The sequence below is a fragment of the Fundidesulfovibrio agrisoli genome, from assembly GCF_022808715.1.
Classification (GTDB): Bacteria; Desulfobacterota; Desulfovibrionia; order Desulfovibrionales; family Desulfovibrionaceae; genus Fundidesulfovibrio; species Fundidesulfovibrio agrisoli.
The window spans coordinates 173921-197006 of the sequence record NZ_JAKZKX010000002.1; the positions used below are offsets into that span (position 1 = coordinate 173921).

At 68.4% G+C, this 23086-nt stretch carries 19 protein-coding genes; 13 read left to right on the forward strand and 6 right to left on the reverse strand.

Translation table 11 applies throughout. The features are described from left to right. Positions 1 to 97: 97 nt before the first annotated feature. Both MLE27_RS02205 and MLE27_RS02210 read right to left on the reverse strand, forming a co-directional pair. Positions 98 to 1282 carry a class II aldolase/adducin family protein gene (locus MLE27_RS02205; RefSeq protein ID WP_243310246.1) on the reverse strand — a complete coding sequence of 395 codons (1185 nt, stop codon included), beginning with the start codon at positions 1280 to 1282 and terminating at the stop codon, positions 98 to 100. Beyond that, on the reverse strand, positions 1275 to 3080 hold the full coding sequence (locus tag MLE27_RS02210; protein WP_243310247.1) for an aldehyde ferredoxin oxidoreductase family protein: 1806 nt from the start codon (positions 3078 to 3080) through the stop codon (positions 1275 to 1277). Before MLE27_RS02210 ends, MLE27_RS02205 begins: the two co-directional genes overlap by 8 nt. A gap of 105 nt (positions 3081 to 3185) precedes the next feature. Between MLE27_RS02210 and MLE27_RS02215 the strand changes: the two genes are divergently transcribed. Beyond that, the gene (locus MLE27_RS02215; protein WP_243310248.1) at positions 3186 to 4088 is read left to right on the forward strand and encodes a hypothetical protein; all 903 of its coding nucleotides are present in this window, start codon (positions 3186 to 3188) and stop codon (positions 4086 to 4088) included. Between the two features lie 185 nt (positions 4089 to 4273). On the opposite strand, the gene MLE27_RS02220 is transcribed toward MLE27_RS02215, so the two are convergent. Next, positions 4274 to 5611, reverse strand: coding sequence for an ATP-dependent 6-phosphofructokinase (locus tag MLE27_RS02220; protein WP_243310249.1), 1338 nt, complete (start codon positions 5609 to 5611; stop codon positions 4274 to 4276). A gap of 322 nt (positions 5612 to 5933) precedes the next feature. Beyond that, on the reverse strand, positions 5934 to 6137 hold the full coding sequence (locus tag MLE27_RS02225; protein WP_243310250.1) for a hypothetical protein: 204 nt from the start codon (positions 6135 to 6137) through the stop codon (positions 5934 to 5936). Positions 6138 to 6299: 162 nt separating this feature from the next. Between MLE27_RS02225 and MLE27_RS02230 the strand changes: the two genes are divergently transcribed. Then, positions 6300 to 6920 carry a recombination-associated protein RdgC gene (locus MLE27_RS02230; RefSeq protein WP_243310251.1) on the forward strand — a complete coding sequence of 207 codons (621 nt, stop codon included), beginning with the start codon at positions 6300 to 6302 and terminating at the stop codon, positions 6918 to 6920. 10 nt (positions 6921 to 6930) lie between these two features. Then, positions 6931 to 7455, forward strand: a complete 525-nt coding sequence (locus tag MLE27_RS02235) for a hypothetical protein (protein ID WP_243310252.1) — start codon at positions 6931 to 6933, stop codon at positions 7453 to 7455. 204 nt (positions 7456 to 7659) lie between these two features. Here the strand turns inward: MLE27_RS02235 and MLE27_RS02240 are convergent, their stop codons facing one another. Then, positions 7660 to 10203 (reverse strand): ABC transporter permease, encoded by a 2544-nt coding sequence (locus MLE27_RS02240; RefSeq protein ID WP_243310253.1) that lies wholly within the window; start codon positions 10201 to 10203, stop codon positions 7660 to 7662. A 158-nt stretch (positions 10204 to 10361) separates the two neighbouring features. Here MLE27_RS02240 and MLE27_RS02245 point away from each other — a divergent pair, with 158 nt between their 5' ends. From MLE27_RS02245 to MLE27_RS02260, 4 genes are all read left to right on the forward strand, one after another. Beyond that, complete coding sequence (locus MLE27_RS02245) at positions 10362 to 11480, forward strand: DUF362 domain-containing protein (RefSeq protein ID WP_243310254.1); 1119 nt, start codon at positions 10362 to 10364, stop codon at positions 11478 to 11480. Between the two features lie 275 nt (positions 11481 to 11755). Further along, positions 11756 to 12307, forward strand: a complete 552-nt coding sequence (locus MLE27_RS02250) for an acetate uptake transporter (RefSeq protein WP_243310255.1) — start codon at positions 11756 to 11758, stop codon at positions 12305 to 12307. A 464-nt stretch (positions 12308 to 12771) separates the two neighbouring features. Next, positions 12772 to 12951 (forward strand): hypothetical protein, encoded by a 180-nt coding sequence (locus MLE27_RS02255; protein ID WP_243310256.1) that lies wholly within the window; start codon positions 12772 to 12774, stop codon positions 12949 to 12951. A 1-nt stretch (position 12952) separates the two neighbouring features. Beyond that, the gene (locus MLE27_RS02260; RefSeq protein WP_243310257.1) at positions 12953 to 13663 is read left to right on the forward strand and encodes a ubiquinone/menaquinone biosynthesis methyltransferase; all 711 of its coding nucleotides are present in this window, start codon (positions 12953 to 12955) and stop codon (positions 13661 to 13663) included. 16 nt (positions 13664 to 13679) lie between these two features. Here MLE27_RS02260 and MLE27_RS02265 read toward each other — a convergent pair whose 3' ends face one another. Further along, positions 13680 to 13877, reverse strand: a complete 198-nt coding sequence (locus MLE27_RS02265; RefSeq protein WP_243310258.1) for a DUF2065 domain-containing protein — start codon at positions 13875 to 13877, stop codon at positions 13680 to 13682. A 102-nt stretch (positions 13878 to 13979) separates the two neighbouring features. Here MLE27_RS02265 and MLE27_RS02270 point away from each other — a divergent pair, with 102 nt between their 5' ends. The 6 genes from MLE27_RS02270 (at position 13980) to MLE27_RS02290 (ending at position 22846) form a co-directional block, all read left to right on the forward strand. Further along, the gene (locus tag MLE27_RS02270) at positions 13980 to 15293 is read left to right on the forward strand and encodes a nucleotide sugar dehydrogenase (protein ID WP_243310259.1); all 1314 of its coding nucleotides are present in this window, start codon (positions 13980 to 13982) and stop codon (positions 15291 to 15293) included. Positions 15294 to 15393: 100 nt separating this feature from the next. After that, the gene (locus MLE27_RS17890) at positions 15394 to 15516 is read left to right on the forward strand and encodes a hypothetical protein (RefSeq protein WP_279355634.1); all 123 of its coding nucleotides are present in this window, start codon (positions 15394 to 15396) and stop codon (positions 15514 to 15516) included. 1 nt (position 15517) lies between these two features. Beyond that, positions 15518 to 16282, forward strand: coding sequence for a futalosine hydrolase (gene mqnB / locus MLE27_RS02275; RefSeq protein WP_243310260.1), 765 nt, complete (start codon positions 15518 to 15520; stop codon positions 16280 to 16282). Positions 16283 to 16313: 31 nt separating this feature from the next. After that, positions 16314 to 17282 carry a polyprenyl synthetase family protein gene (locus MLE27_RS02280; RefSeq protein ID WP_243310261.1) on the forward strand — a complete coding sequence of 323 codons (969 nt, stop codon included), beginning with the start codon at positions 16314 to 16316 and terminating at the stop codon, positions 17280 to 17282. 8 nt (positions 17283 to 17290) lie between these two features. After that, on the forward strand, positions 17291 to 19777 hold the full coding sequence (locus MLE27_RS02285) for a diguanylate cyclase domain-containing protein (RefSeq protein ID WP_243310262.1): 2487 nt from the start codon (positions 17291 to 17293) through the stop codon (positions 19775 to 19777). Positions 19778 to 19858: 81 nt separating this feature from the next. Then, complete coding sequence (locus MLE27_RS02290) at positions 19859 to 22846, forward strand: AIR synthase-related protein (RefSeq protein WP_243310263.1); 2988 nt, start codon at positions 19859 to 19861, stop codon at positions 22844 to 22846. The last annotated feature ends 240 nt before the right edge of the window (positions 22847 to 23086 follow it).

Below are 23086 nucleotides of genomic sequence, written 5' to 3' on the forward strand. Positions count from 1 at the left end.
AGGCGCGGAAAAAAGTCAAGGCCGAAGCGTATTGGCCATACGTGAGGGTTTGACTTTTTTGCAGCAACGCAGCCAGCGAGGATTTTTCAACTGGCTACTAGCCGCCGAAGCTCTCCACGCGCCGGAAATACTCCTCGCGGCAGGCGTTCTCCACCGTGAGCAGGGTGTCGAAGGCCTCCCGGAAGCCGGTGCGCCCGGTGGCGAACAGCCCGTGCCCCAGCACCACCGCCCCGCGCCTGCCGAGCATGGCCGGGGGCAGCGTGTTCACCAGCCCGCGCGGCCCCGTGCCCACCTCGCCCGGCACCACGGGAATCTCCGCCAGGATGCCCCGCTCCCCCAGGAAGCGCGGGCGCGAGCAGTCCACATGGCAGCGCGCGGAATCAGGGCAGCCCGCCGCATCGCAATCCATGGAGAGGATCACCGCGAAGCGCGGATGCCCGTGCAGGATGACCCCGGCACCGGTGAGGGCAACGATGGCCTGGTGCGCGGTCAGCTCGCTGGAGGCCGTGAGCCCCGCGCAGGAGGAGCCGTCCAGGGGGCAGGGGTCAACGCAGTCGGGCAGCTCGTCCAGGGAGGAGCCGGTCTGGCTGATGAGCAGCACCCCGTCCAGATTGCAGGAGATGTTGCCGAAGAAGGAATCCACCAGCCCCAGGCCCACGGTGGCCTTGCCCGCGGCGTCCATGGCCGCCAGGGCCTGCTCCCTGGTCTCGAAGGGGCCTTCGGCCAACTCCGGGGCCACGGTGCGCGGCGGAGCCAGGAGGCTCTTGGCCGTGTGGAAGGCCGCCTCGTAAGCCGGGTCGGAGCGGCCCTCGCGCTTGAGGGCCAGATAGTCGGAAAAGAACTTCACGAAGCAGGCGAAGCACACTGAACTGGCGCTGACGAAGGCCTGTTCCGGGCTCACCGCGCCGTGGGCCAGCACGCCCCTGCCCCGCACGATCACGCTTTTGCGCCGGGACAGGGCCTCGGCCAGGGTCGCCGCGTCGAAGGAATCCACCACCGGCAGGTCGTGCAGGAAGGTGCGCGTCTCGCAGTCGCGCGGCAGGATGGCCCCGCCGCTGCGCCCGGCCAGGAAGTCCACGATGGTGGCGTAGGGCTCGCCAAGCGGCAGCCAGAGCAGCGAGTTGATGCCCATGCGCCCGAACACCCCGGCCAGCACGGCGTTCTCCGGTGTCTCGCGGTTGAAGGCCAGCCTGTCGTCCAGAAAGCCAAGCACGGGCGCGCCCGGCTCGCAGAGCCCGGCGGCGGCCAGTTTGCGGGCGTAGATCTCCAGTTCCTCAAGCATGGCCGCCCTCCCCTCCTTCCGCGACCCCGGCTGGGCCTTCCGGCTTGAAGCGGCGGTAGCTCTCCAGCAGATCAAGCTCGCGGGCCTTCTCAAGCGTGGGCAGCCCCTGTGCGTCCAGGCCGCGCACCGCGTAGTAGCGCCCCCGGGCCTCCAGGAAGGCTTCGCGCGGGATGGGCCGCACCCCCGGTTCGGTACCCACGGCCCCGGGCGCGACGAAGAGCCGCTCCGGCAGGTCGTCGTCCGTCGCGTTGAAGCCCAGGCGGGCGTTCATCAGGCACTCCCGGTAGCGGATGCGCTCGCCCGCGCGGGCGAACAGCTCCGCCGCGCCGCCCAGGCCGGTGACGGCCTCGAAGGCGTGGCCGTATTCCTCCAGCGAGGCGGCGTAGAAAAGGTTGCGGCAGATCACCAGGCTGTCGCCCACGGCCCCGGCGTTCTCGGCCAGGGCTATGATCCGGGCCTTGCCCAGGAAGCTGAAGCGGTCCGTGGCCACGGGCTTGCGCAGCACCTCGTGGCTCATGGGCAGCGCCCCCAGGTGGCAGCCGCCGCGCGGAGACACGGCGCTGGCCAGGGCCAGGCCGTACGCGCCGCGCGGGTCCTGCGCGGGCAGCTCCAGCCCTTTCACGGTCATGGCCGATTCTGGATGGCCCAGCGAACTCGCCAGGGCGGCCGCGCCCTGGGCCAGGTCCGGCCGTCCGCCGCTTCCCAGATCGCCGATGGCGGCCAAGAAACGGGCGGGATCGGGCCCTGCGCCGTTCAGTTCGGCCTCGCAGGCCAGGGTGGAGGCGGTGGACACCGGGTCCAGCCCCAGCTCCAGGCACAGGGCGTTGGCCTGGACCGCGAAATCGAGATCCGCCACGTCCAGAAGTGCCGTGAAGTGCGAGAGCGCGTCCAGGTCCGGCAGGGTGCGGCCATCGGCGGCCACCCTGCCGCAGCGGATGTGGCAGCCCCGGCAGCCGTGGGGGGCGCTCTCGAAGCGCCGCGCCAGTTGCACCGCGTTGCACTGGGGGGCGGGGGCGAAGCGCGAGGCCCGGAAGTTGCGCGTTGGCATCATGGAGCGGGCGTCCATCAGGTCGTACAAGGCGCAGGAGCCGAAGCGGGAGAGGCCGTGCCCGCCCGAGAGATAGGGCGAGGCGGCGGTCAGGCGCAGGATGTCTTCGCGCGCGGCCTTGAGCCCGGCCGGGTCGGCCACCGCCACCCTGCCCGTGCCCTTCACGGCGACATACTTGAGATTCTTTGCTGCCCAGCCGAGCCCCAGCCCACCTCGCTGGAAGCCGTGGCGGCCGTCCACCCAGACCGAGGCCATGCGCGCCCCATGCTCGGCCGCAGGACCTGTGGCGGCAACCGCGCCGTCCCAGCGCAGGGCCGTAAGCAGCCGGGAGCGGTTCAGTCCTGTAAGACCTGAAGCGTCCTCAAGGGCGCAACCGCCGTCCACGATCTTGAGCCCCACGGGCTTGTCCGCCCTGCCTGTGAGCACCACGCCGTCGAATCCGGCCTTCTTGAGCTGCGCACCCAGGCGTCCGCCCGCCTGCGCGTCGAAGAAGCCGCCGGTCAGGGGCGAGCGCGACGCCAGGCAGGCCCGCCCGGCCGAAGGGGCCACAGTGCCGGTGAGCGGCCCGGCGAAGAGGCACAGGGGCATGTCCGGGTGGTCCCAGGGCAGGTGGATAAACGGGTCGAGGTAGTGCCCGGCCAGGCCCCTGCCGCCGATCCACTGGCGCAGCAGCTCCGGGCCGGGGGTCTCCACGCTGGTGGTGCCGCGCGTGAGGTCCACGCGCAGGATTTTTCCGGTCCATCCGTTCATGGCCGCGATACCTACCCGCGCCCGGGGCCTGCGGGCAACCCCCAAGTTCGTCGGCCCCCTAAAGTTATCCGGGTTACGGCCGATGACGGCAGTGAGGACACCGCCATGAACATATCAGGCACCAGCACCATATTCGGCAAGTCTGGCCCCTTCGCGCAGTTCGTCCAGCCCCTCTCCAAGGAGGCCGTGGACGCCTTCGCCAGCGTTATCGCCGGGCACTCCACGCCTGCCGACGCCGCCAAGACGCCCGCCTCGGCCGAGAACGCGGCCAGCGGCTCCCAGGCCTCCAACAGCCAGCCCCAGGGCAAGCTGGAGCGGGCCCTGGAGCACGCCGTGAACTACGTGCAGGATCACTTCGGCGACAACGCCGCGCGCGTGGTCATGGGCCTGGTGGTCGCCAAGACCGGCGGGCAGAACGTCACCGAGGAGAGCCTGGGCGAAGGCCTGGTGGACGGCCTGGAGTTCATCGACCGCACCTTCGGCACCAAGGCCGGAGACAAGGCCATCGCCTTCTTCAACGGCGAGCTGAACAAGACCATCAACGACTATTTCCAGAACGGCCAGAACGAGGAGTTCGGCGTCAAGACCGTAAGCGGCGCGCAGGCCGCCCTGGGCCAGGCCACGGCCAAGGCCACGGCCGAGTTGCAGGATGCCCTGGCCGCCAACGCCGGCGACACCTCCCTGACCGACCTGCTCCCCGAACCCGGAGAGGAGGCCGAAGCGGCCGGGACCGCCGACGACGCGGAGGCCGGAACCACCACGGAAGCCGCCGCCGACACCGCGGCGACAACTGACGCCACAGCCACGGATGCCTCCTCGACGGACACCGCCACGGACGCCGCAGCCGACACCTCCGGGGCCGACGCCTCCACCACAAGCACCGCGACCCAGGCCGCCGGGCATCACCATCACCACATCCGCCGCCGCAGGGGCCATCGCTCCAAGCAACTTGCGGGCTACGCACCCCGCGACCTGCAGCGCGGCGTGGCCGTCAACGCCTCGGCCTAGCGGGCTCGCCCATCAGATGACAAAGCCCGGCTCCGGCGGTCGAACCGCCGGAGCCGGGCTTATTCTTTGATTTCCGTGGTGGGTCCGGCAGTCTGAACGCACGGGCCACGCCAGATCGCCAGCATGAACAATCCCCGCCAAAACGCGGGATTCGCAGCCGGTCGAGGCACCCCGCCCCTTTCCCCCTACACCAGGCAGGCAGGCCCCACGCCGTCCTTGCACATGGGGGAGATGGCGTACTGGCCCGTGGATTCCAGCACGGCGCGCCAGTAGTCCGAAGCCAGGTCCAGCTTCTTGCGTTTCCTGGTCACAAGCTCCAGGGGCAGGTGCACGTAGCGGCCGTAGACCTTGCTGACCACCATGCCCGTCTTGCCCGCCATGGCCGCGTGCACCGCGAACTGGCCCAGGAAGCCGCAATAGACGCGGTCGTTGGCGTTGGCCGGCACGGAACGGATGATGTAGCTGGGGTCGATGTACTTGAGCGTCATGGGCTGGCCGCGCTCCTTCATGTAATCCGTGATCTCGCCGGAGAGCAGCGTGGCGATGTCGCCCAGCACCGGGTTGCCCGAGGCGTCCGTCCTGCCGGACTGCTCCAGCAGGTGCTGACCCGCGCCCTCGGCCACCACGATCACGGCGTGCTTGCGGGCCTTGAGGCGCTTCTCCAGCGCGGGCAGCAGGCCGTGCTCGCCCCGGAGCTGGAAGGGGTCCTCGGGCACGAGCACGAAGTTGACCTCCTTGAGGGCCAGGGTGGCCTGGGCCGCGATGAAGCCGGACTCGCGCCCCATGAGCTTCACCAGCCCCACGCCGCCGAGCACGCCCAGGGCCTCGGTGTGGGCGCAGCGGATGGCCTCGGTGGCCTTCTCCACGGCGGTGTCGAACCCGAAGGACTGGGTGACGAGGCTGATGTCGTTGTCGATGGTCTTGGGCACGCCGATCACGGCGATTCTTGCCCCGCGCCGCACAACCTCCTCATGGATGGCGCGCGCAGCCTTGAGCGTGCCGTCGCCGCCGATGACGAAGAGCACCCCGATGTTGGAGCGCTCCAGGGCGTCCACGATCTCCTCCGGCGGCTGAGGCCCACGCGAGGAGCCGAGCATGGTGCCGCCGAACTCGTGGATGTTGGAGACGTTGGCCGGGGTCAGCTCCACTATCTCGTGACCATATTTGGGTATGAAGCCCTGCAGCCCGTAGCGGATGCCCAGGGTGGCGGCCAGGTTGTAGTTGTGGTGGGCCTCCATGACGATGGAGCGGATGACGTCGTTGATGCCCGGGCAGAGCCCGCCGCAGGTCACGATGGCGGCCTTGACCTTGGAGGAATCGAAAAAGATGTTGGCGCGAGGCCCCGCGGGCTCGAAGAGCACGTCGGCGTTCTGGGAGGGGTCGTCCAGGTCCTCCGGGGAGACGCGCAGCGGCACCTTGATGTCGTCGGGCACGAAACGGCAATAGGTCAGCGGAGAGGGGATGGCCGCCGGGCCGAGGGTCTTGATGCCGGTGTCGAGGGTCTTGTGCTTGGCGCGGGGCATGGCTCCTCCGTGGATTGCGGTTGGCTCGCCCCAGTGCATAGACCATCGACGCTGAAATTCAAAGGCGCTTGCGCGCCTCCCGCCGCCGTCAGCCGGTTCTCCCGGCATCGGGCCTGCATTTTTGTAACATCGACACAAGGTGATACAAATTTGTAAGTATCACATTCGCTACTCAAGCTGCTCGACCATTTTGAAAAAGAACAAAAAGAGCCGCGCCCGCACCCCGTGGGGATGTCCGGCTGATTTGCCAGCCGGGCATTTCCACGGAGCACGGACGCGGTGCACATCGCCTCGGACGCTTCCTGGCCAGTCTGTCCAGCCATCAGATCGCGCCGCACATGCGTTTGTAGTTGTCGCATTCCGCCTTGCTCACGAAGGGGCAAGGCTCCTTGGCGAACCAGCCGCGCCCCGGGCACCAGAAGGAGCCCTTGAAGGGTTCGTTGCAGCCCCTGGAGCCGCCGAGCGCCCGCGACTTGGACCCGAAACTGATCCTGCCGTTGCCTGTGGAGACCTTCCATAGTGACATGTTCATATCCTCCGTTTGAGGTATGGTAAGCATAAAGCGGGCCATCCACGCCGCCGGGCAACCCGGCAGTGGCGCGCCGCCGAAAAAGAGGGTAGGTGCTCTGGGGCCGACCCGGCGGCAGCCGCCAGCCGGGACGCACACACATCCGCACTGGAGGTTCCCGTGGGCATTCTCGCTGCAAGCGGCAGCTTCACCCGCTACGCCGTGGTCGGGGACATGACGGGCCAGATCGCCTCGGAAATTCCCGAGCGCCTGGCGAAATACAGCTTCCGCGACATCGACAACACCGCCGACGAGCGCAGCTTCGGCTGGGTCTGCCTGGAGGACTGGCTGGACAACTTCTGGCACGCCGCCCCGCCCGAGAAGGCGCACTACATGGCCTTCTCCCTGCGGCTCGATACCCGCAGGGTGCCTCCCGCCGTGTTCAAGAAGCATTTCATGCTGGCGATCAAGGCCGAGAAGGAAGCCATGAAGGAGACGGGCAAGTCCTTCATCACCAAGGACCGCAAGTCCGAAATCAAGGACCAGGTCATGCTCAAGCTGCGCGCCCGCTTCCTGCCCATCCCGGCGGTGTTCGACGCGGTCTGGAACCTGCGCTCCAACACGGTGCTGCTGGCCACCACCAACTCCAAGGTGCGCGCCCTCTTCGAGGACCACTTCATGGTCAGCTTCGGCCTCAGCCTGGAGCCGCTGACCCCCTACTTCCTGGCCCGGCGCCTGGCGGACCAGTCCCGCCACGCCCTGCTCGACGACCTCGAACCCAGCCCCTTCGCGGCCCCCTAGGAGGACCCCCATGGATCTCATCAAGGCCGCCATACAGGACGGCGTGCTCGGGCAGGACTTTTTGACCTGGCTGTGGTTCCGCTCCGAGAAGAACGGCTGGCTCTTCCGCTCCTCCGACGGGCGCGAGTTCAACGTCTACCTGGAGCAGCGCCTCTCCGTGCGCGGCGGCTCCGGCGAGAACGTGGAGAAGGCCGTGGTCACCGGCCCGCACGCCGAGTTCACCGAGGCCAAGCTGGGCCTGCGCAACGGCAAGCTGGTGGACAAGGCCCTGCTGCGCCTGGAGCGCGACGGGGCCACCTGGACCGTGCTGCTGGGTTCGGACGACTTCTCGCTCTCCGGGCTCAAGACCCCCAAGATCGAAACCCGCCTGGAGGAAGGCGACGACCCCGACGCCCCCTTCCTGGAAAAAATGATGCTGCTGGAGCAGTGCCTGGAGTTCGTGGACGACCTCTACCGCCAGTTCCTGGAGATTCGGCTCTCCACGGGCTGGAACGACGAGCTGCGCACCTTCCGGGAGTGGCTGGCTGAACAGTAGACTGACCTTGCCATCGCCAACGAACAGACCCCGCTTCAGCGGGGTCTGTTCGTTGGCGCGCTCATTAGACGGCGCTGGCCGAATCAGAAGAAGTTTCGCAGGACAGCAGGGAGGAACGCGCCCCAAGGCCGGTTGCGGGGTGCAGGGGCATCATGCCCCTGCCGGTGGGGTGCGGGGAGGCGGAGCCTCCCTGCGTCCTTTCCACTACTCGTTGCGCAAATGCGGCCAGGCCTTGCTGGAGAGCATCCGCCACAGCCCCCGCATGGCCATGCCCAGGGTCAGCGCGATGCCCAGCCCCAGGGTCAGGGCCACGGGCGCGGCGAAAAATCCCCAAGTGGTCTGCATGGTCTGCGTGACGAAGAACCATGAAAGCCCGGCCCCCAGGATCAGCGCGGCCAGCCCGGCGGCCAGCCCGGCCAGCCCGTACTCGCCCAGCATCACGGCCATGATGTCCGCCCGTGTGGCCCCGCAGACCTTGTAGATCACCGCCTCGTAGACCCTGCGCCCCATGGAGGCCCGCAGGCTCTGCGCCAGCACCAGGAGCCCCGCCAGCAGCGTGACCACCGCGCTGGCCCGCACGGCCACGGCGATCTGCTCGGCCAGGTTGCCCACATCCGCCAGGGCCTCGTCCACGCGCTGCACGCTCACGTTGCCGAAGCGCGCCCCCACCTTGCGGTAGACCTCCTCGGCGGCGTCCTGGGCCGAGGGCGAGACGTAGGCCGTGGCCAGATAGGTCATGGGCTGATCCTCGATGACGCCGGGCGAGAGCACGAACACGTGGTTAAGCGCCAGGGAGAGCCAGCGGATGCGGCGCAGGCTGGAGACGGTCAGCTCGATCTCGCGCCCGTAGACCGACACGGTGAGCCTGTCCCCCACCTTGAGCCCCAGGCCCTGGGCCACCTCGGCGTCCATGGAGACCAGCGGCGGGCCGGAATAGTCCTTGGGCCACCACTTCCCGGCCTCCAGCTTCGCGCCGTGGGGCATCTCCCTGGCCCAGGTCAGGCTGCGGTCCCCGCGCACGGCCCAGGCCACGTTCTCGGGCACGTCCAGTTGCTCCACGGGAACGCCCTTGACGCTCACGATGCGCCCGCGCAGCGAGGGGGCCGTCTCAACGCGCTCCACGCCCGGCACTGAGGAGACCAGGGATGTGAACTCGTCTATCTGGTAGGGCTGCACGTCCAGAAAGAAGAACGACGGGGCCTGCTCCGGCAGCTCGGCGCGCATGGCGTGCTGGAAGTTGGCGTCGGAGAGGCTCACCGCCGCCAGCACCGTGAGCCCGAGCCCAAGGCAGGCCACCACGGCCCCGCTGGGGTTGCCCGGGCGGGAGAACCCCCTGATGGCCAGGGCGGCGCGCGGGTCGGCGGGCAGCGGCACGGCCCGGGCGGCCAGAGACATCAGCCAGGCCAGCAGCCGGAAGGCCACGGCGCAGGCCGCCACCGAACCCAGGAAGCCCCAGCCCAGAAGCCGGTTGGGCGATGTTGCCAGCACCAGCAGGGCCAGGGCCAGCCCGCACGCGGCGGAGACGGCCAATGCGGCGCGTCCTGGGCGAGGGCGATGTGGATCGGCATAGCCCCGGAACAAGCTCATGGCCCCCACCCGCGTGCGGGAGGAAAGCGGCGGCACGCTGCAAGCCACGGCCGTGAGCAGCCCGAAGAGCACGGCCAGGCCCAGGGCCTTGGGGTACAGGCCCGACACCGGCGCCACGGGCAGCACGTCGGCCAGCAGCGGCCCGGCCACCAGCCCGGCCAGCGCGCCCATGGCAACGCCCGCCAGAATGCCCGCGCAAGCCAGGAGCATGATCTGCGGGAAGAAGATCCAGAACACTGTGCGCCCGGAGGCCCCGATGGCCTTGAAGGTGGCGATGGTCGCGGTCTTGGAGTCCAGATAGCCCGCCACGGCCTCGTAGACGCCCAGCCCGCCCAGCAGCAGCGCGGAGAGCCCCACCAGGGACATGAGCCCGGCCAGCCTGCGGAAGCCGTCGCCCACCGTGGGCGAGACCTCGCTGGCGGTGCGGATGCGCACACCGGGGTCCTTGAGTTCGGCCTTGAGGCGCGCGGCCGCGGCGTCCGGGCCCTGGGCCGCATCCTGACTTTGCGGCAGCAGCAGGCGGTACTCGTAGCGCACCAGGCTGCCGGGCAGCAGCAACCCCGTGGCCTCCATGGCCTTGGCGGAGATCACGGCGCGCGGCCCGAAGGCCAGCAGCCTGAAGGCCCGGTCCGGCTCCTGGACGAGTGTGGCCCGCACCTGGAAGTCGGCGTCCCCGATGCCCATCGTGTCACCCACCTTCAGGCCCAGGCGGGCCAGCAGGTCGGGGTGGACCACGACGCCGTACAGCCCGTCCCGCAGCGCAAGCGCCGCGCCCAGGGGCTCGCCCGTGGAGAGCAGCACCTCGCCGCGCAGGGGGTAGGCGTCGTCCACGGCTTTGAGCGAGGCCAGGGTGCGCCTGGGCTCTCCGTCGAGCCTGGCGGCCATGGCCCGCATCTCCATGACCTCGGAGACGCGCCCCAGACCTTTGAGCACGGCCAGCTCCCGCGGGGCCAGGGGGGTATGGCTCTGGCTCACGGCCACGTCGCCGCCCGTGATGAGCGCGGCCTGGCCCTCCACGGCGCTGCGGAAGGCGGACGCAAGCGAACCCACGGCCGCGATGGCCGCCACGCCCAGGGCCAGGCAGCCCAGAAACGTCCAGACGCCCTTCATGCCGCCGCGCATCTCCCGGCGGGAGAGGCGCACACACATCCCGAAATCCATCGTGTCCTCCACGTCCGCAGGCGCGGGCGTCGCACTCCGCTATGAACCACTTCCGCCCGCTTTTCCAGAGCGGGATTTTTCCCCCGCGCGCTTGACCTGCGCCCCGCCCGGGGCCACAATCGGGCCTCAATCCGACTCCCTATCCGAGGTCAGCCCCAATGAATACTCCCAAGCAAAGCACCGTCTACTTCGCGGGCCTGCGCGCCCGAGGCCCCAAGGACAACAAGCTCTCCCGCATCGCCAAGCTCTTCGACAAGGCCGGGTTCAAATCCCTGGCCGAGGACGGCGCGCTGACCGCCGTGAAGGTCCACTTCGGCGAGCTGGGCAACGACACCTTCATCAGCCCCGTGCTGGTGCGCGCCGTGGTGGACCGCCTGCGCAAGCACGGGGCCAACCCGTTCCTGACGGACACGGCCACGCTCTACTCCGGCTCCCGCCAGAACGCCGTGGACCACCTGCGCACCACCGTGATGCACGGCTTCAACTACGAGACCGCCGGAGCCCCGGTGCTCATCGCCGACGGCCTGCGCGGCAACGACTGGCGCGAGGTGGAGGTGGGCCTCAAGCACTTCAAGAAGGTCAAGATCGCCTCCGGCATTCTGGACGCCGACTCCCTCGTCGCCGTGTCCCACTTCAAGGGGCACGAGATGGCCGGTTTCGGCGGGGCCATCAAGAACCTGGCCATGGGCTGCTCGCCCCCGGCGGGCAAGCGCGAGCAGCATTCGCCGCGCTTCCAGGTCAACGCGGGCAAGTGCGTGGGCTGCGCCGAATGCCTGAAAGTCTGCCCGGAGAACGCGGTGAAGTTCGCGGTGCAGAAGGCCTCCATCGACAAATCCATGTGCGTGGGCTGCGGCGAATGCATGACCGTGTGCCGCACCAAGGCCATCAGCATGGACTGGGCCACGGAGCTCGGCCCCTTCACCGAGAAGATGGTGGAGTACGCCCTCGGGGCCGTGAAGAGCCGCCCGGGCAAGACCGCCTATTTCAACTTCCTGGTGAACATCACCCCGGACTGCGACTGCGCCTCCTGGTCGGACGCGCCCATCGTGCCGGATATCGGCATCCTGGCCTCCTGGGACCCCGTGGCCATTGACAAAGCCTGCCTTGATCTGGTCAATCGCCAGCACGGCCTCCACGGCTCCCAGTTGGGAACCAACTTCGCCCCCGGCGGACACAAGTTCCTGGGCACGTGGAAGCACACCCAGGGGGACCTCCAGCTCTCCTACGCCGAGGAAATCGGCCTGGGCACGCAGAATTACGTGCTCAAGGAGATCTAGAGTACCCGCCCTGCCCCGTTCCGGCCTTCAGCGGCCCGCGCGCAGACGCATGCGGGCCGCCCGACCCGGGGCACCCCGGACGCTTCCGGGCCATCCTGACGGAAGCGCTTCCACACCACGCGTTTCGGCCCCACCCGGCCTCCCCGAAAGCTCTCGCCACGGGGCGGCCTTATACCAGGCGGCCCTCGCCGCGCGGCGCCCGGCTTCGGCCGCTGCCCGCTCCGCGGGGTCTGGCCTGCAACCATAAAACAGACCGGAATAGGAGATTTTCGGCCATGAGCCAGACCACAGCCAATCCCGCTCCCGTAGGCCTTCTCGGCTTCGGGATGACCACCATCCTGCTCAACATCCACAACGCCGGGTTCTTCCCCATCAGCGCCATGATCCTGGGCATGGGCATCTTCTACGGCGGCATCGCCCAGGTCATCGCCGGGGTGCTCGAATACAAGAAGGGCAACACCTTCGCTTACACCGCGTTCACCAGCTACGGCATGTTCTGGCTGACCCTGGTGTTCCTCATCGTGGCCCCCAAGATGGGCCTGACCGGCGCCACCGAGCACGCCTTCATGGGCTGGTACCTGTTCGTGTGGGGCCTGTTCACCTTCTTCATGTGGATCGGCACGCTGAAGAAAGGCCCGGTGCTCAAGTTCATCTTCGGCTCGCTCACCGTGCTGTTCTTCCTGCTGGCCATCAGGGACTGGACCGGCTCGGCGCTCATCGGCACCATCGCGGGCTGGGAAGGCATCGTCTGCGGCGCTTCCGCCTTCTACCTGGGCGTGGCCGAGGTGCTGGAGGAGGCCTGCGGGCGCAAGGTGCTCCCCTTCTAGCCCCGGCCGGATTTCGACCTTTTCACTGCGAGGCCGCCCGCCCGGATCCCCGGCGCTGGCGGCCTCGGCTCGTTTTGCGCTCCCCGCAGGGCCCTTTGCAGCGCCCCGGCTAGGGCCCGATGCGATGCAGCCCAGCTTCGGGTCGCCCTCCCGCGCGCGGCGCGTCCTGATATTCTTCAAATATATCAGGCCGCGCCGCGCGCGGGAGGGGCGACCGGAAGCGAGAAAACCCGCGGGGGGCCACACCGAATACCGTACCCTGCCGCCGCGCCATACCCTTCCGGCGCGGACGGAATTCCCCGCTGCCGCGCCCCTCGACTCCCGGCTCCAGGCGTGGTAGTCAGCCCCTTGAAAAAAAGGGGAGTGCTTCAAGGTATTTCTCTTTTCCGCCCGGTTTGTCCTTTGGTGGTCAAAGGCCATTTCCCCCCGGGCGGTTTTTTCACCACCAGACTGCGGAGAACGCCGTGGACAAGATACAGGACAAGGCCCTGCAGGTCGCCAAGGAGATCGTGGTGAAGTTCGTGGAGACGGGCCGCATCTCCCCTTCCAACTTCACGGCGCACTTCTCGCGCATCTACCTCGAGGTGCTGCGCACCATCACCGAGCACACCCCCTACCAGGGCGAAACCAAGGATACCGACTAGCATGGCGTCCGATCATGGCCGCAGCGTGGCCTCCATGTTCGGCCGTATCGCCGGCTGGTACGACTTCCTGAACCATTTCCTGAGCCTCGGGCTGGACATCCTCTGGCGCAGGCGGCTGGTGGACCACATCGGCGTTTCCGCCTCGGGCAGCCCCCGCGTGCTGGACCTTGCCGCCGGAACCCTGGACGTCTCCCTGGAGATCGCCCGGCGCTTCCCCCGCGCGCGCATAGCCGCGGCGGACTTCTGCCTGCCCATGCTCACGCAGGGCGCGCAGAAGCTGGCCCGGCGCGGCGTGGCCTCCATCGCCCCGGTGCAGGCCGACGGCAGGGCCCTGCCCTTCCCGGACGAAACGTTCGAGGCCGCCACCATCGCCTTCGGCATCCGCAACATCCGGCCCCGCTCCGAGGCCTACGCGGAACTGCTGCGGGTGCTCAGGCCCGGCGGCAGGCTGTGCATCCTGGAGTTCGGCTCCGGCAAGCAGCGCATCCTGGGCGGGGTGTACAACCTGTACCTGAACCGGCTCCTGCCGCTTCTGGGGAAAGTTTTTTCGAAGGATGACGGGGCGTATCAGTATCTGGCCGACACCATCCGCGAATTCCCGGACGCGCCCTCCCTGGCTCAGGAGATGCGCGCCTCGGGCTTCGCTTCGGTCAATTGGGAGCGCCTGGCTTTCGGCATCGTGGTCATCCACGTGGGCGTCAAGCAGGGTTGAGGGGCAATAGCGGGGGTCAGCGCTTCATCAGCCAGACCAGCGTCACCCCGGCGATCATGGCGCACAGCCCCATGATCCGCAGGGTCCTGGTTTTGGAGGAGGCCAGCGCGCGCAAGACCTCCGGCATCTTGTCCGCGAGCAGGAAATAAGGCAGGCCCTCGAGCACGAGCGCAATGCCAAGGCCCATGACAACGATTTTCCAGTCGATGTTCATGGGCAGCACCTAGCCCCAGCGGGGAGGTCCTGTCCAGTGCGCTTGCTGGCCGGGGCAAACTCCGGTAAGGACCCTTCGCCCGATTTCATTTTGGAGAAACATGTGGTCACTTACGACGAACTTACATCCGGCAGCGCGACAGTAGCGGTGGTGGGCCTCGGTTACGTGGGCCTGCCGCTGGCCGTGGCGCTCTCCGGTTCCTTCAAGGTGGTGGGTTTCGACATCTCCCCCCGCCGCATAGAGCAACTGAACCAGGGCCGCGACGACACCGGCGAGGTGGACGCCGCCAGGCTGGCCGCCGCCAACGTGGAGTACACCTGCGACCCCGCCCGCCTGCGCGACTGCAAGCTCATCATCGTGGCCGTGCCCACGCCCATCGACTCGCACCGCAGCCCGGACCTGCGCCCCATCCGCTCCGCCTCCACCACGGTGGGCGAGAACCTCTCCCCCGGCAGCGTGGTGGTCTACGAGTCCACGGTGTACCCCGGCCTCACGGAGGAGGTCTGCGTGCCCATCCTCTCGGAGCGCTCGGGCCTGACCTGCGGCAAGGACTTCTTCGTGGGCTACTCGCCGGAGCGCATCAACCCCGGCGACAAGGTGCACACCCTGGAGACCATCGTGAAGGTGGTCGCCGGGCAGGACGCCCCCACCACGGACCTGCTCTGCGCCGTGTACGGCGCGGTGGTCACGGCCGGGGTGCACCGGGCCAGCTCCATCAAGGTGGCCGAGGCCGCCAAGGTCATCGAGAACACCCAGCGCGACCTGAACATCGCCCTGATGAACGAGCTGGCGCTGATCTGCGGCAAGCTGGACATCGACACCATCGAGGTGCTGGAGGCCGCGGGCTCCAAATGGAACTTCCTGGGCTTCAGGCCCGGCCTGGTGGGCGGCCACTGCATCGGCGTGGACCCCTACTACCTCACCTTCCTGGCCGAGGGCCTGGGCCTGCACCCGCAGGTGATCCAGGCGGGCAGGCGCATCAACGACTCCATGGGCAAGCATGTGGCCGAGTGCTGCATCAAACGCCTAATCGCGGCCAAGCGCCCGGTCAGCGGCGCCAAGGTGGGCATCCTGGGCCTGACCTTCAAGGAGAACGTGCCCGATCTGCGCAACACCAAGGTGGTGGACGTCATAAGCGAGCTGCGCGAGTACGGCGTCGAGGTGCTCGTGCACGACCCCATGGCCGCCCCCGAGGAGGCCCGCGAGGAATACGGGCTGGAGCTCTCCCCCCTGGAGGCGCTCACGGGCCTGGAGGCCCTGATCGTGGCCGTGGGGCACAGGCAGTACGCCGGGCTGACTCCGGAGAACGTTCTGCCCCGCTTCGCCAACCCGTCCACCGGGCTGGTGATGGACATCCGTGGCGCACTGGACAAGGCCCGCTACACGGCCGCCGGCCTTTCCTACTGGAGGCTCTAACATGCCGATGCCCTGCCTGAATTGCGCACAGGACTGCTGACGCGGCTTCCTGGAAGCGAGTTCGCTTCTGAAGTCACTGCCCAGCGGTTGCGCGATCGAGGTGGAGATCCGCCCGGAACAGCGCCGCAAGCTCGACCTGGTGGCGGCTCACCGCAAGGCGGACGTGGAGTCCGTGCGGGACGCCGAGGAGGGCTTGTGCGTGGCCGTGGTCAGGAAGCGCTGAAATGACGCTGGCCCTGGCGGCGGCCACCCCGGGCGAACTGCGCCACGCACTGGCCAAGGTCGCTCCGGAGTTGGCCGGGCCGGAGAATGCCGGGCCGGAGTATGCCGGGCCGGAGTATGCCGGACGGATACCCGCGAGGGGCGCGGCCCGGGCCAGGATCGCCGGGCGGGACGTATTGCTGCTGGTCACGGGCGTAGGCCCGCTGGCCGCCGCCCTGGAGGCCGCCGCCGCCCTGGAGCGCTTCGAGGTGGCGGGGATGCTCAACCTGGGCGTGGCTGGCAGCTTCGACACGGCCAAGGCCCCCCTGCTGGCCCCGGTGGCCGCCAGCGAGGAGGTCTGCGCCGATTTCGGCGTGGCCGGGCCGGACGGGCTTGCCGACGCCTCGGGCTTCCTCTTTCCGCAGTGGGAAGGCGGGGGCGAGAAAATTTTCGACAGGATACGCCTGCACCCGGACGAAGCCGCCAAGGCTCTGGGACTCGCCCTGCCGCAAGGCTGGTTGCGCGCCCCGGCGCTGACCTCGGCGGCGGTAACGGGCTCGGCGGAGCGCGCCGCGGCCCTGGCCGCCAGGCACGGGGCGCTCACCGAGAGCATGGAGGGGTTCGCACTCGCCCTGGCCTGCCGGGCGCGGGGCTTGCCTTTTTTGGAAGTTCGGACAATCTCCAACCCTGTCGGAGAACGCGACCACAAGCAATGGAAGCTCGCCCAGGCCCTCGCCGGGCTGGGAGACGTGCTGGCCGGGCTCATGCCCGTCCCGGGCGTCGGGTAAACCGGGTCATGCCCGCCAACACAAGATTGCAATGAACACATTCGCCTCATACCTGGCCGGGGAGCTTCCTAAGATCGAAACGTGCCTGCACGACCACGTGGCCACGCTCAATCCTTACGTCAAGCCCATGGCCGAGCACGTGCTCCAGGCCGGAGGCAAGCGCCTGCGCCCCGTGCTCACGCTGCTGTGCGCCCGCGCCCTGGGCTACTCCGGGGGCGACCCCTACCCCCTGGCCTGCTCGCTGGAGGTGCTGCACTCCGCCACGCTGCTGCACGACGACGTGCTCGACGGCTCGGAGCTGCGCCGGGGCAGGCCCGCCGCGCACACTCTCTTCGGGGTGGGGCAGTCCATCCTGGCGGGCGACGCGTTGCTGGCCCTGGCCAACGTCATGATCGCCTCCTACAACGTCCCGCCGCTCATGGTCTGCCTGTCGCAGGCCATCCTGAACACCGCCAGCGGCGAAGTGCAGGAGATCGCCCGCGTGCGCGACGTTACCATGGACATGCAGGGCTACCTGGACATCATCACCGGCAAGACCGCCTGCCTGATCCAGTCCGCCTGCGAGGCCGGGGCGCTGCTGGCCGGGGCTTCGCCAGAGCTGGTCAAGGCGGCGGCGGATTTCGGCATGAACATCGGCATCGCATTCCAGTTGGTGGACGACGCGCTGGACTACTCCTCCCCCAAGGAGGTCTCCGGCAAGCCCAAGGGCGCGGACATCCGCGAAGGCAAGCTGACCCTGCCGCTGATCTTCTACCTGGAGTCCCTCGACGACGCCGGGCGCGAGCGCTTTACAAAAGCTTTCAAAGAGAACACATTGCAGGAGAGTGAGCTGGAATCCACCCTCGTAGCGATCAACGCCGGAGGCTTTGTGGAACGCACCCGCGACATGGCCGCCTCTTACATACAGGACGCCGGGCGTTGCCTGGCGGCCTTCCCCACCACTCCGGAAACCTCGCTGCTGTATGCCGCCTTGGAGGGCATGGCCAAGCGCGACAAGTAAGGCCGCCCATGACCAGCAGCACCATCGCCACTCTTCGGGAATGCATGCGGCTCACCTTCCCCCCGGTGATGCTGCAGCTATTGGAAGAGGCGGTGAAGCCGACCCCGGATTTCGACGTCCTGGCCAGGATCATGGCCCTGGACCCGGTGCTAACGGCCACGGTGCTCACCCTGGCCAACTCCCCCTACTACGGCTCCGCCCAGAAAGTGACCGACCTGCAGCGCGCGGCCACCATCCTGGGCACGCGCGAGATCCTCAAGATCGCCCTCTCCGTCACCTACCAGAAGCATCTGAGCGTGGCCCTGACGGAGCGCGGCATCGATTTCTACGCCAACTGGCGCATCATCATCTGGGCGGCCATCGCGGCGGAGCTCCTGGCGGAGCGCCTCTGCCCCGAAACCGCGGACCAGGTCTACCTCTCGGCCCTGCTCAAGGACATCTCCCTGCTGCTCATGGCCTGCCACGAGCCGGAGAATTTCGCCCGGCCGGAAGGCGGCCCGCCCCTGACCTCCCTCGCCCAGGGCCAACTGGAGGACGAGCGCGAACGCTGGGTTGCCGACCACTGCCAGCTCACCACCATGCTGCTGCGGGAATGGAACATCCCCCTTCAGGACCCGAAGTGCATCATGCACCATCACGACCTGGAAGGCATCGACGCCCACTCCGCCCCCACGCAGTGCGTCATCCTGGCCACCCGCTGGGCGGAGCTTGAGATCGGCGCGCACCACCCCCCGGCGGAGGTGGTGCATTTCAGGAGCTTCCTGCTGCGCCGCCTGGGCCTCAGCCAGGAGGAACTGGACGAGGTCCACTCCCGCTGCATCCAGCGTTTCCAGACCGTGCTCTCCACCCTGGGCATCGACGAGTCCCCCCCTGACGAGCGCTATTACCAGCACGGCATCCGCCAGATGCAGGAGTTCCACTTCCTTGCCTCCGAGATCGCCACGGCCGCCGGCGGCAAGCTGGACGCCGCCCGGATCATCGGCAGGCACCTCAAGTGGGAATGGGGCGTGGACGAATGGGAGCTGGCCCTGGGCGTGCCAGAGTACCGCGACTGGGACCTGTTCAGGGCCTCCAAGTCCGACGGGGTGGCCTGCGTGCAGCACGGCGAAAAATTCGAGGAGCTGAGCTGGTCCCTGAGCCACGGCGCGCACTTCCCCATTGTCGCGCGCGACGTCCATCTGGGCGAGCTGCGCCTCTCCAAGAGGGGCCTGCGCGGCGACGTGCTCAAGGAGGTGGCGCTCTACGTCTCCTTCGCCAGCCAGAACTACGAGCAGTACGCCCTGCGCCAGACCGTGCTGGAGCTCAAGGCCCACACTCTGGACCAGCTCCCCGTGGGCGTGGCCAGGCTCTCCCCCAAGGGGGCCATCCTGGAGATCAACAACCGCCTGCGCGACTTCCTGGCCGTCCCCGGGGTGGAGCGCGGGGCGGACCTCTGGACCTCGCTGGGCGAAGGCAAGGGCTTCTCCCGCGACGGCCAGTGGGACACCTTCCTCCGGGACGCCTCGGCCCGTTCCCTGCACAAGATCTTCTGCCTCTGGCAGGGCGAACACCAGGCCCACGACTCCTGCGTGTACCTGGCGGCCGAGAAGCGCACCTGGCAGGGCCGCGAGGAGATCCTGCTCTTCCTGGAGGACGTCTCCCTGGTCTCCGGCTGGGAGTTCAAGGCCCTCAAGCAGGGCGAGTTCCTCGAAAAGCTCGTGGGCTCCATGCGCGACAAGGTGTTCACCATCGACGTCAGCGGGCGCATCACCTTCGCCTCGCCCCGCGCCATCGACCTGCTCGGGCGCAACCTCTTCGACTGCGCCACCCCGACACATTCCTTCCAGGGCGACTGGGGGCCGCAGATGCTCGCCGGAGCGCCCGCCCCGGTGGAGACGGTGTTGCCCTCCCTGGGGGCCGCGGGGCGTACGCTGGAATTGGTGTTCTCCCCCCTGCCCAGCGCCTCCGGCGGCATGCGCCAGTGGCTCGTGGTGGGGCGCGACATCACCGCCGTGCGCCGCCTGGAGGAGAAACTCAAACGCATGGCCTTGTTCGACGGCCTCACCGGGCTTTTGAACCACTACCAGTTCCACGTGGTGCTGGAGCGCGAGGTCAACCGCTCGCGCCGCACCGGGCGTTCCCTGGGCCTGATCTTCTTCGACCTGGACAACTTCAAGGCAGTCAACGACAATCTGGGCCACCAGGCCGGTGATGAGGTGTTGCGCACGGTGGCGCGCATCCTCAAGGCTCGGCTGCGCAAGGGCATGGACTACCCCTGCCGCTACGGCGGGGACGAATTCGCCGTGGTGGTCACCGAGATCGAGCCGGACCAGCTCGAGCATCTGGCCGGGCGCGTGCTGGCCGCGGTCAAGGAGGAGTTCAAGGGCGTGCTGGGCCTATCCATCGGCATGGCCATGCTCAAGGACGACGAACTGCCCTCCGCCCTGCTGCGCAGGACGGACCAGGCTTCTTACCAGGCCAAGAACCAGGGGGGGCACCGCATCCTCTGGGCCTGAACGATGGCGATATGAACCGCCGGTCGGCCCAGGGGTCTGTCCGGCGTGCAACTCCCTACACTTACTGACGAGGAAATCCGCATGCTCTTTCGGGTGGAAGTAGCTCCCAAGCCGCACGTTCTCGACGTTCCCGGACGCCGCGCCGCGATGAGGATCACGCATGAACTTGGCGTGGAGGTCGAAGGCGCCGCCGTGGTGAAAACCTACACCGTGGCCGGGCTGGACAAGCAGGAGATCGACCGTGTCATCGAGGCGGCCGCCCTGCACGACCCCGTGTCCCACGTGGCCTCGATCACGCCCCTGGCCCACGATTTCGACTGGATCATCGAGGTTGGGCTGCGCCCCGGCGTCACCGACAACGAGGGCCGCACCGCCAAGGAGACCCTGGCCCTGGTGCTCGGGCTTGACAAGGCCCGCGCGCGCTCCCTGGCCGTGTACACCTCCAGCCAGTACGCCCTCTCCGGCAAGCTGGACCCTGCCCAGGTGGAGCACATCGCCAAGGACCACCTCTGCAACGAGCTGATCCAGCGCTTCGAGGTCAAGTCCGCCGCGCAGTGGGCCGAGAAGCCCGGCTTCGAGCCCCGCGCCGCCCAGGTGACCGGCCGCGCCAGCGACGAGGTGCTCACCGTGGACTTGGCCGCCATGAGCGACGAGGAGCTCATGGCCTTCAGCCGCGACAACGTGCTGGCCCTCTCCCTTGAGGAAATGCTGGCCATCCGGGAGCATTACGCCGCCCCCGGCACGGCCGAGCGCCGCAAGGCCGCCGGGCTCCCGGCACAGCCCACCGACGCCGAGCTTGAGGTGCTGGCCCAGACCTGGTCCGAGCACTGCAAGCACAAGATCTTCTCCGCCGACATCGACTACGAGAACGCCGAGACCGGCACGCGCCAGAGCATCCAGAGCCTCTACAAGACCTACATCCAGGGCTCCACGGCGGCCATCCGCAAGTCCATGGGCGCGGGCGACATCTGCCTCTCCGTGTTCAAGGACAACGCGGGCGTGATCCGCTTCACCGACGACCACCACCTCTGCGTCAAGGTGGAGACGCACAACTCCCCCTCCGCGCTGGACCCCTACGGCGGCGCGCTCACCGGCATCGTGGGCGTCAACCGCGACCCCATGGGCACCGGCATGGGCGCGAACCTGCTCTGCAACACGGACGTGTTCTGCTTCGCCTCCCCCTTCCACGACGAGCCCCTGCCGCCGCGCCTGCTGCACCCGCGCCGCGTGATGGAAGGCGTGCGCGAGGGCGTGGAGCACGGCGGCAACAAGTCCGGCATTCCCACGGTGAACGGCTCGGTGGTGTTCCACGAGCGTTTCCTGGGCAAGCCCCTGGTGTTCTGCGGCACCGTGGGCATCATGCCCGCCCAGGTGGGCGGCATGCCCAGCTTCGAGAAGCGCGCCCTGCCCGGCGACCGCATCGTCATGACCGGCGGGCGCATCGGCAAGGACGGCATCCACGGGGCCACCTTCTCCTCCGAGGAGCTGCACGAGGGCTCCCCGGCCACGGCGGTGCAGATCGGCGACCCCATCACCCAGCGCAAGATGTACGACTTCCTCATGCGCGCCAGGGACCTGGGCCTCTACCACGCCATCACCGACAACGGCGCTGGCGGCCTGTCCTCCTCCGTGGGCGAGATGGCCCAGGACAGCGGCGGCGCGGAGCTCGACCTCTCCAAGGCCCCGCTCAAGTACGACGGGCTGCGCCCCTGGGAGATCCTGCTCTCAGAGGCCCAGGAGCGCATGACCGTGGCCGTCGGCCCGGACCAGTTCGAGCGCTTCATGGCCCTGGCCGCCGAGATGGACGTGGAAGCCACCGACCTGGGCCGCTTCACGGACTCGGGCACCCTGAGCGTGAGCTACGGCCAGAAGCCCGTGGCCCTGCTGGACATGGGCTTCCTGCACGACGGCACCCCCAGGATGCGCCTGGAGGCCCGCTGGGAGCGCCCCGAGGCCGCCTGCCAGCCCCAGCCCGCCGTGGAGGACCAGGCCGGCCTGCTCATGAGCATGCTGGGCCGCCTGAACATCTGCAGCAAGGAGTACATGATCCGCCAGTACGACCACGAGGTCAAAGGCGCCAGCGTGGTCAAGCCCCTGGTGGGCGTGAAGCGCGACGGCCCGGCGGACGCGGCCGTGATGCGCCCGGTGCTGGCCCGCAAGGAGGCCCTGGTGCTCTCCCACGGCATCTGCCCCAAGTACTCCGACCTGGACGCCTACTGGATGATGGCCGGCGCCATCGACGAGGCCGTGCGCAACGCCGTGGCCACCGGCGCCGACCTGGCCCACATGGCCGGTGTGGACAACTTCTGCTGGTGCGACCCGGTGCAGTCCGCCAAGACGCCCGACGGCCGCTACAAGCTGGCCCAGCTGGTGCGCGCCAACCAGGCCCTGGCCCATTTCTGCCAGGCCTACGGCGTGCCCTGCGTCTCCGGCAAGGACTCCATGAAGAACGACTACACCGGCGGCGGGTCCAAGATCTCCATCCCGCCCACGGTGCTCTTCACGGTGCTCTCCGTGATCCCCGACGCGGCCCAGACCATGACCTCCGACCTCAAGCAGGCCGGAGACGTGCTCTACGTGCTCGGCCTGACCCGCCCCGAGATGGGCGGCTCCGAGCTGGCGGACGAGCTGGGCTTCAGCGACTGCCGCGTGCCCGAGGTGGACGCCCTCTCGGCCAAGGCCCGCTACCGCGGCCTGCGCAAGGCCATCAAGGGCCGCGTCGTCAACGCCTGCCACGACTGCTCCGATGGCGGCCTGGCCGTGGCCCTGGCGGAAATGTGCATCGGCGGCCGCATGGGCGCCGACGTGGACCTGCTGCGCGTGCCCGCCAGCCCGGACTGCGCCACCTCCCTGGAGGTGCTCTACTCCGAGAGCCACTCCCGCTTCGTGGTCAGCGTGCCCTCGGGCAACGTGCCCAGCTTCGAGAAGCTCTTCGCCGGGCAGTGGATCGCCCCCATCGGGCGCGTCACGGACGACGGGGCGCTCACCATCCGCAACGGCGGAGCCGCCCTGTTGCGCTGCGGGGTGGACGACCTGGCCCAGGCATTCAAGGGCACCCTGGACTGGTAGAGCTACTATAGACCGCGCCTATCAAGCCCCGTCCGCCTTGCGGACGGGGCTTTCTGATTTGTAAGGCAGAAAAGGGCAGCAAGCATCGTTGTTTCAAGCATTTAGTATTGCAACTTTTGACTCCGTAGTGTAACGATTATTCTGCTTGCAGAATCCTTGCAAGAGTAGCTGTACTTGACAATTCAGCCGTACAGCGCCAAGGACGGGGCGTATTGTCCTGGCGGTCCGCCGAAGACCGAT